This window comes from Bacillus sp. FSL R10-2780, assembly GCF_038006125.1.
GTDB classification, from domain to species: Bacteria; Bacillota; Bacilli; order Bacillales; family Bacillaceae_G; genus Bacillus_A; species Bacillus_A cereus_U.
In genome coordinates this window covers 3,733,666-3,746,649 of sequence record NZ_JBBOUQ010000001.1, presented here as the reverse complement: position 1 = coordinate 3,746,649, position 12,984 = coordinate 3,733,666, and the positions used below count along the sequence as shown (strand labels likewise).

The window sequence follows — 12,984 nt, the reverse complement described above, 5'->3', positions numbered from 1 at the left end:
AAGGAATCCAACTTTATATTGGGGGAATAGGATGAAATTTTCAAAGCCACTTTTCATTACAGTAGCGCTCCTAATAGCGCTCGTTATCATTGTACCTGCTGCTCTTGTTATTCCGTTTGCGAAAGCAAAAGTAGGGGAAGAAGCAGCTTCTAAAACTCCTCCAGCGATAGAAAGTATACCAGCTCCAGGGAAAGTGGATACAGCGGTTCAAGTTGCTGTATATCGTGATCAGCAGAAGAAGGTAGAAACATTACCTATGGAGGAGTATGTGGCCGGTGTAGTAGCTTCTGAGATGAATGCCAGCTTTGAAATAGAGGCGCTAAAGGCGCAGGCATTAGCAGCAAGAACATTTGTAGTGCAGCGCATGCTAAGCGGTGGTAAGAAAAACAATGCGGACGTGACAGATACGGTGAAAGATCAAGTGTACAAAAGCAAAGAGGAATTGAAGAAACAATGGGGTAATAACTACGAAAATAATTTAAAGAAAATTGAGGAAGCCGTTTCGAAAACCGCAGGACAAGTTTTAACGTATGATGGAAAACCCATTTCAGCATCCTTCTTCTCAACGAGTAACGGACGAACAGAAAATGCAGCTGATTATTGGGGAAATGATTATCCGTACTTAAAGAGTGTAGATAGTCCGTGGGATCAAGCCTCTCCAAAATTTACGAGTGAACAAACATTCACAGTAGCTGATTTTCAAAAACGCCTCGGTGTGAAAGTACTAGCGGACGGAAAGGTTGGTAATATTAAAGACCTCACGGAAGGAAAGCGAGTAAAGGATGTAGCGTTTCAAGGGAAAACATTAACGGGAAAGCAAGTTCGTGAAAAGTTAGATTTACGCTCCTCAGACTTTACGTGGAAACAAGAAGGAGATAACATCATCGTTAAGACGAAAGGTTTCGGTCACGGCGTTGGTATGAGCCAGTATGGTGCGAATGGTATGGCACAAGAAGGTAAGAAATATACAGATATCGTCGCTCATTATTATAAAGGAATCGAAATTAAAACGATGAACGATTATGAAGGGAAATTGATGGTGAAAAAATAGAGATGATGGTGCACATACACCTTTATTATATAGGTTGCTACTATTGTAAAACTTTGTCGGTAAATCGATATTCCTCGTCGAATCGTTGATATATTGTGAGTAACGATAGATATATTTAAAAAATCGTTGATATATTGTAAGTTATGATAGATATATTCGAAAAATCGTTAATATAATTTCAGTTGCTATGGTATTGTTCAGCAAGGCGACAACCCTTTTGTCATTATTTGTAGAAAAAAATGGAAGGTACTCTTTATGTCAGATGATATTTTATTCGTAAATGAAATTCCGAAAACATCTGTAGGGAAATTCTTAAAAAGAGCACTTCGTGATCAGTTGAAAACTTATATGGTGGAGCAGAAATAGAGAAGAAGGCTATCCTTTAACATGGATGGCCTTCTTTGTTGACGTATTTTAAGTGACGTTGTATAAAATATCATAATTTTCCATTAATTGTTTGGTATAATAAGATAAAAAACATTTGGGGGAGACAGAATGGCGTTACTGGAGTTGAAACAGTTAGGGAAGACGAACCAGTTACCGGCAGTTGAACTGGAGGTTGAAAAAGGACAATGTGTTGTTTTGCAATGCAATAATCATACAGCTAAAGTGTTGCACCGCATTATTATCGGAGAAGAAGAGGCTTCTTCGGGCAGTGTGTTATTTGAAGGGGAGCCGATTGGAAAAAAAGTATATTCACGCATCGGTTTTTGTTTTTTGAAAGATGAAGCATACGACCGTTTGAAGGTGAAAGAGTACTTCAAGTTTTTATTAGGGCTTTATGAATCAAATATGAGTATAGAAGAAGTAGTACAATATGTCGGTCTCCTAGATAAGTTAAACGTTAAAATAGAAAAATTGTCATTTTCAGAGAAACGGCGCCTTCATATTGGGCGAGTTATGATTCATAATCCGGATTTAGTTATTTTGGAAGAGCCAGAGCAAAATGTAGATACAGAAAGTACAATCATTATTCGAAAAGCAATTATGAAAATGAAAGAGCAAGGAAAGGCGATCTTTATTACGTCCTCCTTCTTATCAGATGCGCTCTCGCTAACAGAAGATGTATATATATTAAACCAAGACGGTGTGAAAAAGGTGGAAATTGAGCAAGAAGAAGCTGAAGAGATCGATCGAGAAAAAGTAGTTCAAATGATTCCGCAAATGAAGTTAGAAAGAATTCCAGCGAAAGTGAATGATAAAATCATTTTACTTGATCCGATGGAGATTCATTTCATTGAAACGCAAAATGGAGTGACACATATTCATGTTCGGGAAGGCGATTTCGTATGCGCATTAACATTAAGTGAATTAGAAGCGAGATTAACAGGATTCGGATTCTTCAGATGTCATCGCTCGTACCTCGTTAATTTACAAAGAGTACGAGAAGTTATTACTTGGACACGAAATAGTTTTAGTTTAATTTTGGATGATGAACGGAAAAGCTCCATTCCGCTTTCGAAAGGACGAATGGATGAATTAAAAGGTGTAATTGGGCTATGAAAAAAGCTTCAATAAGCTCAAAATAGGATTCATTCACCGGTAAAAATACTCCTTTTACCGGTATTTTACTGCGTAACCCCTTTGTTTTTCATATGATTGAGTCAAGAAAACCGAAACAAACAAACGAAAAGAGCTAAAGCGACTTTCATCTATAAAAAGAAAAACAAAGGGGATGACGAAATGACATTGGCAATTGAAATGAAAGATGTAATGAAAAGTTTCGATGGAAAAACAGCCCTTCGAAATGTAAATATTGAGGTGAAGCAAGGAGAAATTTTCGGATTCCTCGGACCGAGTGGATCTGGGAAAACGACAACAGTGAAAATATTAACTTCTCAATTGCTTCATAGCGTTGGAACTGTAAGAGTATTAGGTAAAGACATTAAAGGACCAAGTAGCATTGATTACAAACGAATCGGTATTTTAACAGACAATAGCGGCTTATATGAAAGACTTAGCATTTATGATAACTTACTATTATTTTGTGACTTATACGATTGCAAAAAAGAACGAATTGATGAAGTGCTAGCACAAGTGAACTTATTGGATGATAAAAAAACACAAGTGAAAAAGTTATCAAAAGGAATGAAGCAGCGCGTCATACTAGCGAGAGCAATTCTTCATAAACCAGATATCCTCTTCTTAGATGAACCAACATCTGCACTTGATCCAGTAAACGTACAAAACATTCATAAAATCTTAAAAGACTTAAATAAAGAAGGAACAACGATTTTCTTAACAACGCACAACATGGACGAAGCAGAAACGCTTTGTAACCGCATTGCCTTTCTATGTGGAGGAGAAATAGTAGCTCTTGATACACCAGAAAACCTTCGCTTGCAATACGCGAAAGATCAAATACAAGTTGTGTTAACAGATAAGAAGAAAGAAATTGTGAAAAAAGATGAATTAGGGGCAAAACGCATTTCAGAATGGATGAAAAAAGGCGAATTACTATCTATTCATTCACACGAGCCAACGTTAGGCGATATCTTTATTGAAGTTACTGGGAGGGGATTATAATGACATTTTCAATGAGACGTGTATCAGCTATTTTTAGGAAAGAAGTACAAGATTTTAAGACAAATTCACAAGTGTTGTTAATGGCATCTTTACCACTTATATTTTCGGTTATATATAGCAAATTTGGAGTGGGCAAGCAAGTGTTGGGTACTACTACTATAATGTCCCTCCTGTTTGTCGCAGGTTTTGTTCAATCTATGGTAATTGCAGAAGAAAAAGAAAAACATACACTACGTGTGTTAATGTTATCCCCAGCATCTTCTGTTGAAGTTCTTCTTGGAAAGAGTTTATTAACAGCGGGCCTGACGATGGTCATTTGCGTTGCGAATTTATTCATTTTAGATCAATTAAATATAAATCTTCCATTGGTAGGATTGATATTCTTATGTGGAATTATTTTATTTATCGCGATTGGAACAATGATTGGATTACTTGCATCTTCTGTACCGCAAACATCATTAATCGGAATGCCTATTTTAATGACGATGTATTTAGCTGTACAATTTGAGCCATTTGTCGAAAATAAAACAATTAAGACGATGATTGAATATCTTCCAACATCTCATATTACAAAAGCGATGAGCAGTTTAGTAGATGGAGCTAGTTTTAGTAGTATGGGTGGTCATGTGTTGAACATTACAGTTTGGTTCATTCTTTCGCTTATTGCATGTTGGATCGTATATAAAAAGAAACAAATGGACTAAAAACTGAGCTCAAACGCTCAGTTTTTTCTTTTTTCATCATTTCCTCGGAAATTCTGCAATTCTTATACATATTTTTACAGATTTTGTCGAAAAGTAATTAGTTATAGGTTGTATAGGATGAGTGAATATTGTTCAAAATGATTGCTGAGGTGATGATGGAATGCGAGGAAGAAATAGTAAAAAGTCACAAAAGGTAGTACATTTATTTCAAAAAAGATGGGTGTTTCCGGCACTATACATTGCTTGTGCGGCGGTAATCTTAATGGTTGCGCTATGGTTCCAGGGAGCTAATCCAAAGAAAGCTCCGAACCAAGATCAAGCAACACCGTATACACAAACGGAAGATCCAGCAGTACCGGTAACAAAATCTTCAGAAGTAGTGAAAATGCCAGCTGCAGTAAATGCAGAAGTAGTAGTACAGAAGAAATTCTATGAAGATGCAGCATCAGAGGCGGAACAAGAAAAAGCACTTGTCTTTTATAACAACACATATTCCCCGAATAAAGGAATTGACATTGCTGCGAAAAACGGAAAAGAATTTGATGTTACAGCTGCTTTAAGTGGTACAGTAACGAAAGCTGAAAAAGATTCACTTCTTGGTTATGTTGTAACGGTAGATAGCGGAAATGGTGTAGCAGCATCTTATCAAAGCTTAGGCAGTGTGAAAGTAGAAAAAGGTGCAAGAATCACGCAAGGTGAAGTGTTAGGAAAATCAGGTCTAAATGCAATGAATAAAGAAGCTGGTTCTTACGTTCACTTTGAAGTACGTAAAGACAATATGGCTGTGAACCCTGAGCATTACTTAAATAAATCAGTAGCAGAAATTAAAGCTGATGCAGGTGCTGCAAAGGCGACAAATGCTTCTGGTAAAAAAGCTGATGACAAATCTCAAAAAGAAGAAAAGTCAACAAGCACGAAACCAGAAAGTAAAACAGAAGATAAGTCTCAAAAAGAAGAGAAATCGACAAGCGGCTCGACTAGTGATAAAGAGACGAACGGCAAACAAGGTGAGAAATCTCAAAAAGAAGAGAAATCAACAAGCGGCTCGACTAGTGATAAAGAGACGAACGGTAAACAAGATGAGAAATCTCAAAAAGAAGAAAAATCAACGAATGGTTCTACAGAATCATCTAACGGTTCTTCTTCACAAGAATAATAAAGTAAAAAAATCAGTTCTCATTAGGAGAGCTGATTTTTTTATTTTCATATAAAAATAATCAATTTCGAGAAAAAAGTTGCAATAACAAGGAAAAATGACGAGATTCTCGAATATATATTACAAAAGGGAGGGGATACTGTGTCATTTTTATCTGTTCTGTCGATTGCTATCATTTTATTGTTTGTTTTATTCGCTTTATATTATTATATTGCCGGTAAGAAAGAAGTCCCCCACCATCAGTTGTTAGAAGAAGAGTATGAAAGAGAAGAGTGACACCTTTTATAAAGAGGTGTCACTTTTTTTCGCCATAATTGTCATTGTTAACGTATTTCTCACAAAAAAACGTAATTTTTCTTAACTTAGTCCGCAAAAATAGTGAACATGTAGCATATATCAGTAGTGCGGGCAATACAATGGTATAAACCAATGCAAAGAGAGTGTTTGAGGTGAGAAATCGTGAATCATTTCATTATAAATCCAAGAATGTTTAACGCTTACAAACAGCACTCACATTTACTTCATAGTCGTATGCAGCGAGTCTCATTTCACACTTCTCACATCCAATTTAGGGAGGCGAGTGGTGTGCACGATTACATCAAAGAGAGAACTATCAAGATTGGCAAGTATATCGTGGAGACAAGAAAGACAGTGCGTGTAATCGCAAAGGAGTTTGGGGTATCAAAGAGTACAGTCCATAAAGACTTAACAGAACGTTTGCCAGAAATTAATCCAGAGCTCGCAAATGAAGTGAAGGAAATTCTTGATTATCATAAGTCTATTCGTCATTTAAGAGGAGGAGAAGCAACAAAGCAGAAGTATCGAAAAGAAGATACAGAAAACCCTGTGCGCCAATAAATCTAAAATAGCAAACATTCCTTGCGAATTCGGTAATAATTTTCAGAAGAATTCTTTTTGCGAATATTACGTTTCTGTTAAATTTATGATAAAATCAGAAATTAGGTGTAAAAGAATTCGGGTGTAACCTGATTTTGAATATCGAGGAGGAAATGACGGGAATGTTTGCGCGAGATATCGGAATTGACCTAGGTACGGCTAACGTATTAATTCATGTTAAAGGTAAGGGTATTGTATTAAATGAGCCATCTGTTGTGGCAATTGATCGTAATAGTGGAAAAGTATTAGCAGTAGGTGAAGAAGCAAGAAGTATGGTGGGACGTACACCTGGTAATATTGTGGCAATTCGCCCACTTAAAGATGGTGTAATAGCAGATTTCGAAATTACAGAAGCAATGTTAAAGTATTTCATTAACAAATTGGACGTGAAGAGCTTCTTTTCAAAACCTCGCATTTTAATTTGCTGTCCAACAAATATCACATCTGTAGAGCAAAAAGCAATTCGTGAGGCTGCTGAACGTTCAGGTGGTAAAACAGTATTTTTAGAAGAAGAACCAAAAGTAGCCGCAGTTGGTGCTGGTATGGAAATTTTCCAGCCAAGCGGAAACATGGTTGTTGATATTGGTGGAGGTACAACAGATATTGCCGTACTTTCTATGGGTGATATTGTTACCTCTTCCTCTATCAAAATGGCTGGCGATAAGTTTGATATGGAAATCTTAAACTACGTTAAACGTAAGTATAAGCTATTAATTGGAGAACGTACTTCAGAAAATATTAAAATTAAAATTGGTACAGTATTCCCAGGTGCACGCAGTGAAGAGCTTGAAATTCGCGGACGTGACATGGTAACAGGTTTACCACGTACAATTACAGTATGCTCTGAAGAAATTACAGAAGCACTAAAAGAAGACGCAGCTATTATTGTACAAGCTGCAAAAGGCGTACTAGAGCGTACACCACCAGAACTATCTGCGGACATTATCGATCGCGGTGTTATTCTAACAGGCGGTGGAGCTTTATTACACGGTATCGACATGCTTCTAGCAGAAGAATTAAAGGTACCAGTATTAATCGCTGAAAACCCAATGCAATGTGTTGCTGTTGGTACAGGTATTATGTTAGAGAATATCGATAAATTACCGAAGCGTTTGTTGAAGTAATGTAAAGTCAATAATAAGAAAAAAGTGCCAAGGAAATATTTCCTTGGCACCTTTTTTATAAGTAAAAACGCATAAACGCTAATATTCGACAAAAAAATCATCACATTGTTTGGATATGACAAGAAATGTTGGCTAATTGTCATAGTTTGTAAATGAAAAATATGATATAATTTTTTTTGTGAATTTCGTGTGAACTTGATGTTAATTTTATGTAAAGCTATTTTCGCTTTACAAGGATGGAATAGATGTTTTAAGGGTAAGAGGGGAATCTCTTTTAAGCTACTATTAAGTGAATTATAAAAAAAATAAAAAATACTTTTTAGGGGGAACTTGAAACTATGAAAAAGGTAATTACATACGGTACTTTTGATTTATTACACTGGGGACACATTAATTTATTGAAGAGAGCGAAAGATTTAGGGGATTATTTAATCGTTGCTGTTTCTTCAGATGAGTTTAATAAATTAAAGAGTAAAAAATCGTATCATAGCTACGAGAATCGTAAAATGATTTTAGAAGCAATCCGTTATGTAGATGAAGTAATTCCTGAACATGATTGGGAGCAAAAATCAAAAGATGTTGTGAATTATGATGTCGACTTATTTGTTATGGGTGATGATTGGGAAGGTGAGTTTGACTTTTTAGCGGAACATTGCGAAGTTGTATATTTACCACGTACAGCTGGAATCTCCACTACGAAAATAAAAAAGGAACTAGTACTAGTTGCTAGATAAATATTAGATGATTAGAGAAATTATTGTAGAGGTATACCTCATCTTATTTGCAATTCTACATAATATTATGAAAATTTTCCCTGTTAAAAGGAAAGTGACTTTTATTATGTCTTATGGAGAAAACTTGATTTTCATTTATGATGAAATGAAACGTCAAAAAATTGATTACAACGTAGTTTTCTTATATAAGCCTACATGTAAATATGAAGTGGATAGCTACTCGGATGTAAAATCTTATAAATTTGAAACGAAGAATATTTTTCATACAATCAAGTCGGTCTACCATTTGTCTACTTCCAAGTATGTTGTTATAGATAACTATTTCGGATCGTTAGCGAAAGTTAATTTTAAAAAAGGGGTGCAATGTATTCAAATTTGGCACGCAGCAGGTGCTATAAAAAAATTTGGATTATTGGCACCTTCTTTTAACAAAAGGAGTCTACGGGCCCAAAAACGATTTTTCGATGTTTATAAAAACTTCCATAAAATTGTTGTCGGATCGGATGCACTTGCTAATATTTATAAGGATGCCTTTGTTTTATCGGATGACAGGATATTAAAAACAGGTATTCCGAGAACAGATTTGTTTTTTTATGAACAGCGTAAGCAAGAGAATAAAGAGAACATTTTATTAATAAATCCATCTTTGAAGGGTAAAAAAGTTATCTTATATGCTCCAACATTTAGAGATAAAGAGTTAGTCGATTTTGACTTGCATTTGGATATTGATACGATGTATAAAGCTTTAAAAGATGAGTACATCGTTTTAATTAAGCTCCATCCAGCGGTAAGAAATAAATTAAATCATCAAGATAAATATAAGGGTTTTGTATATGATTATTCTTTGTATCCTAATATAAATGATTTATTTTTAGTGACGGATATTTTAATAACAGATTATTCGTCGGTTCCTTTTGAATTTTGTCTTTTGAATAAACCAATGGTATTCTTCCCATATGATTTGAAGAAGTATGCAAAAAAAAGAGGGATTATTGGAGATTACAAAAGGAATGTTCCAGGACCGGTTGTGTACAATACAAATGAGTTAATCGATGTTATTACAAAAGGCTCATTTGATACAGAAGTTTTAACAGAGTTTAAATTGAAGTGGAATAAGTATTCTCAAGGAAATTCGAGTGAGAAATTGGTTAACTATTTATTTAAGTCGTAAAATATAGGAAATCTCTGAATGTTAATATAGTGAACTTTCAGGGGGTTATCCAGTTTTATAAAGTTTAAATATATTAATGTTTATAGAGGGAGATAATTTAATGGATTTACCTAAATTAAGTATAGTAGTGCCTATCTACAATGTAGAGGGATATTTAGAAGAGTGTTTAGATTCATTATTAGAGCAAGAGTATGACAATTATGAAGTAATTATGGTTGATGATGGTTCTCAAGATAATAGCTCTGATATTATGTTTCAGTATGCTGATAAGTACACAGACTTTCATGCGTATAAAAAGCCTAATGGTGGATTAGGCCAAGCGAGAAACTTTGGATACGAATTTGTTACGGGAGATTATGTGACATTTGTTGATTCAGACGATATTATTCCTAACGGTTCTTATAAGATGATGATGAACACAATTTTACAAACAGACTCGGACTTTATTATAGGTAATGTTGTGAGGTTTAACTCTACAAAAGAGTTCCCATCTGTCTTGCACAAAAAAGTATTTAGTGAAAATAAATTAAAGACACATATCACAGAATCGCCAGAATTACTTTATGATACAACAGCATGGAATAAAATTTATAAGGTGAGCTTCTGGGAAGAACATAAATTCCAATTTCCAGAAGCGATGCTATATGAAGATATTCCAGTAACGATTCCAGCTCACTTTAAAGCAAAAAGTGTAGATGTGTTGACGAGTATTGTGTATAAGTGGAGAGCACGTGATGCAGGGGATCAATCGATCACACAGCAAAGGACCGATATCAATAATTTAACGGATCGTTTGAAAGCTTTAGGAATGGTAGATCAACATTTTAGTGAAAATAATATTGATGGATTAGTAAAAGAAGAAAAAGATTATAAATATCTTAGTATCGATTTGTTAGTATATCTTAATCAACTTGATAAAGCCGATGATGAATATATAAACACATATCTTAAAAGTGTATCCGAGTATTTGGAAAATGTAGATATGTCTGTGTTCAAAAAGTTAAAAGTTATTGATCGATTAAAGTATCAGCTAGTAAAGAACAATGAAAAACAGGAATTATTACAGTTGTTAGAGTTCCAAAAAACTGAACTAAAGAATTCTAGACCAATTAAAAAGGGAAATGTTTACGTTGCTGATTACCCTTATATCGAAAAATTGCCAATGGAATTAAGAGTATTAGAAGAAGAATTTGAAGCAATTAAAAAGGTAGAGAGTGTAAGCTGGGACGGAAACTGTTTAGAAGTTAAAGGATATGCTTATATCAAAAATTTAAATGTGAAAAAAAAATCTGATGCTGAAATTAAAGTTTTCATAAGTGACGAACAAGGTTCAGTTAAAATTCCAGTAGAAGATATAACAATCCATAAAAGAACAGATATTACAGTTAAAAGAGGTATCGCTATCAGTTCGAAAATCCCTCTAAAAAGAGCTTTTAACTATAACTGGTCAGGGTTTGAAATTAAAATTAATTTTGCTGATATTGTAAAATCTTATGAGTTAACAAGTGATAAATATTATATTTTTTATTCTATTAAAAATGATGGAATTGAAAGAACTGTTAGATTGGGACAACCAGTTGCTGGCTTGAAAACCAAGCCTAAGTACAGAGTTTTTGATGAGAATATTGTTTATCCAAAGTATAATGCTGCATGGGATATTCGCCTAGAAGTGAATCAAACAAAATCGACAGTGAAAAAAATATATAGAAATAAGAAACATCTAATATTTGAAGGAAATACTTCTTTCTCATTTAAAAACTCAAAGTTATTATTGGTTAACTATGAATTAGGAAAATCTATTATAATACCATTGCAACAAATTGATGATACGAATGCATTTAAGACAAGTATAGAAGTATCTAAGTTAAGTAAGATAAAAGATCGTGGAGAATGGTTTGGGCATATTGTTGAAAATAAAAATAAAAATCCTTTAACGCTTATGCCAGTTCAATTCAATGAAATTAGTAGTATTGGTGTAAATGAAATAGAAATTGATCATAGTCCGGCAGGGAACTTACTAGTTAGAGTAGATAAATTCTCTCCAAAAGTAGAATCGTTAAAAATTGTTGATAATAGAGCGGAACTGAGCATAAAAGTTGCGAATAACTTTTATCTTGGTGTTGATAGAAGGAACGTTGAACATAACTTAATTATTGAAAAAATGAATGGACATGAAGAAACAAGTGTAAAAATGAGTAAGTCCGAAACGAATAAGGGACATACGCTGTTGTATTTTGAGTTCCCATTATATCAAAACAATGTATCTATGTTTGAAAGTGGTCGTTGGCAGTTAAAGCTAAAGACAACTGGGCAAAAGAATTTAGAGAACAAAATAGAATTTAAAAAAGAAAACATGGATAGTGTTCGAACAATTTTTCAAGATTATAAGTATGTAATGTACCGTTCAAAGAAGGATAACCTTTTAAGGTTGAAAGTGGAACCTGAATGGAAGTGGATTGAAAGGGGACCAAGAAGGCAAGAAGTAATTAAGAAAGTACTATATCCTTTAATGAGATTATTACCGTTGAAAAAGAAGGCTGTAGTATTTGAATCTTATTGGGGGAAAAATTTCGAATGTAATCCAAGGGCAGTATATGAATATATTGATGAACATAAAAAAGATTACAAAACAGTTTGGTTTTTAAGAGATCATCATACAAATATACCAGGAAATGCAGAGACAGTTAGAATTAATTCATTGAAGTACTATTATTATTTAGCAACAGCTAAACATTTTGTAAATAATGTTAACTTCCCTGATTTTTATGAAAAGCGTAAAGATGTAACTGAAATTCAGACGATGCATGGAACACCATTAAAAACTTTAGGCCTAGATGCACCAGGAGAAGTTATTGGTGAAGTTCAGAAAGAGAAGTTTTTAAGAAGATGTCATCGTTGGGATTATTTATCAGTTCCAAGTAATTATGTTTCTGAGATTGCCAAAAGTGCGTATGATTTCAACAATGATTTCTTAAAAGTCGGTTATCCAAGAAATGATAAATTATTTAGGGATAATAATAAAGAGAGTATTAATAAAATCAAAGAAAAAATGGGTATACCTTTAGATAAGAAAGTTATTGTTTACGTTCCAACATGGAGAACAAAAGGAAAATTCAGGATGCCTATAGATTTGAACCAATTAAAACAACATTTTGGTGATGAATATATCTTTATTGTTAAGCTACATCATTTTTCGAAAAAAGGATTCTCGTTAAGTGAGTATGAAGGATTTGCGTATGATTATAGTCACTATGGTGATATTCGAGATATGTATTTAATAGCTGACATTTTGATTACTGACTATTCCTCAGTTATGTTCGATTACTCATTATTAAATAAACCGATGCTATTTTACACGTATGACTACGATAACTATAAAAATAAGTTACGAGGTATGTATGTTGATTTTGAAGAAGAGGCACCAGGACCACTTATCGAAAACACAGAGACACTCGTAAAAGAAATCCAAGATATTGATATGTTCTCAGAAAAGTATCAAGAGAGAATCACGCGTTTTAAAGAGAAATATAATCAATTTGATGATGGACGTGCATCTGAAAAGATTGTTAACCAATTGTTTTAAAAATTTAAGAATAATTTAAAAATCGTATACAAGGAATC

11 protein-coding genes are annotated in these 12,984 nt (G+C 34.0%); all 11 read left to right on the top strand.

Annotated elements, in window-relative coordinates; translation table 11 throughout:
* Positions 1-31 precede the first annotated feature (31 nt).
* Positions 32-1,051 carry a stage II sporulation protein D gene (gene spoIID, locus NSQ47_RS19615; protein ID WP_341037801.1) on the top strand — a complete coding sequence of 340 codons (1,020 nt, stop codon included), beginning with the start codon at positions 32-34 and terminating at the stop codon, positions 1,049-1,051.
* A 495-nt stretch (positions 1,052-1,546) separates the two neighbouring features.
* The gene (locus NSQ47_RS19610; RefSeq protein ID WP_341037799.1) at positions 1,547-2,554 is read left to right on the top strand and encodes a LytTR family transcriptional regulator DNA-binding domain-containing protein; all 1,008 of its coding nucleotides are present in this window, start codon (positions 1,547-1,549) and stop codon (positions 2,552-2,554) included.
* Between the two features lie 180 nt (positions 2,555-2,734).
* Positions 2,735-3,577, top strand: coding sequence for an ABC transporter ATP-binding protein (locus NSQ47_RS19605; RefSeq protein WP_002159796.1), 843 nt, complete (start codon positions 2,735-2,737; stop codon positions 3,575-3,577).
* Entirely contained in the window at positions 3,577-4,281 is a 705-nt protein-coding gene (locus tag NSQ47_RS19600) for an ABC transporter permease (protein ID WP_002159797.1), read from the top strand. Before NSQ47_RS19605 ends, NSQ47_RS19600 begins: the two co-directional genes overlap by 1 nt.
* 160 nt (positions 4,282-4,441) lie before the next feature.
* Entirely contained in the window at positions 4,442-5,437 is a 996-nt protein-coding gene (locus NSQ47_RS19595) for a peptidoglycan DD-metalloendopeptidase family protein (protein ID WP_341037798.1), read from the top strand.
* A gap of 141 nt (positions 5,438-5,578) precedes the next feature.
* Positions 5,579-5,713, top strand: coding sequence for a hypothetical protein (locus NSQ47_RS19590; protein ID WP_002016211.1), 135 nt, complete (start codon positions 5,579-5,581; stop codon positions 5,711-5,713).
* 309 nt (positions 5,714-6,022) lie between these two features.
* Positions 6,023-6,295, top strand: coding sequence for a sporulation transcriptional regulator SpoIIID (gene spoIIID, locus NSQ47_RS19585; protein WP_002089714.1), 273 nt, complete (start codon positions 6,023-6,025; stop codon positions 6,293-6,295).
* Between the two features lie 161 nt (positions 6,296-6,456).
* Complete coding sequence (locus NSQ47_RS19580) at positions 6,457-7,458, top strand: rod shape-determining protein (RefSeq protein ID WP_070129218.1); 1,002 nt, start codon at positions 6,457-6,459, stop codon at positions 7,456-7,458.
* 338 nt (positions 7,459-7,796) lie between these two features.
* Positions 7,797-8,192, top strand: coding sequence for a glycerol-3-phosphate cytidylyltransferase (gene tagD, locus NSQ47_RS19575; RefSeq protein ID WP_070129217.1), 396 nt, complete (start codon positions 7,797-7,799; stop codon positions 8,190-8,192).
* Between the two features lie 7 nt (positions 8,193-8,199).
* The gene (locus tag NSQ47_RS19570; RefSeq protein WP_341037795.1) at positions 8,200-9,363 is read left to right on the top strand and encodes a CDP-glycerol glycerophosphotransferase family protein; all 1,164 of its coding nucleotides are present in this window, start codon (positions 8,200-8,202) and stop codon (positions 9,361-9,363) included.
* Between the two features lie 100 nt (positions 9,364-9,463).
* On the top strand, positions 9,464-12,946 hold the full coding sequence (locus tag NSQ47_RS19565) for a CDP-glycerol glycerophosphotransferase family protein (protein WP_341037794.1): 3,483 nt from the start codon (positions 9,464-9,466) through the stop codon (positions 12,944-12,946).
* The last annotated feature ends 38 nt before the right edge of the window (positions 12,947-12,984 follow it).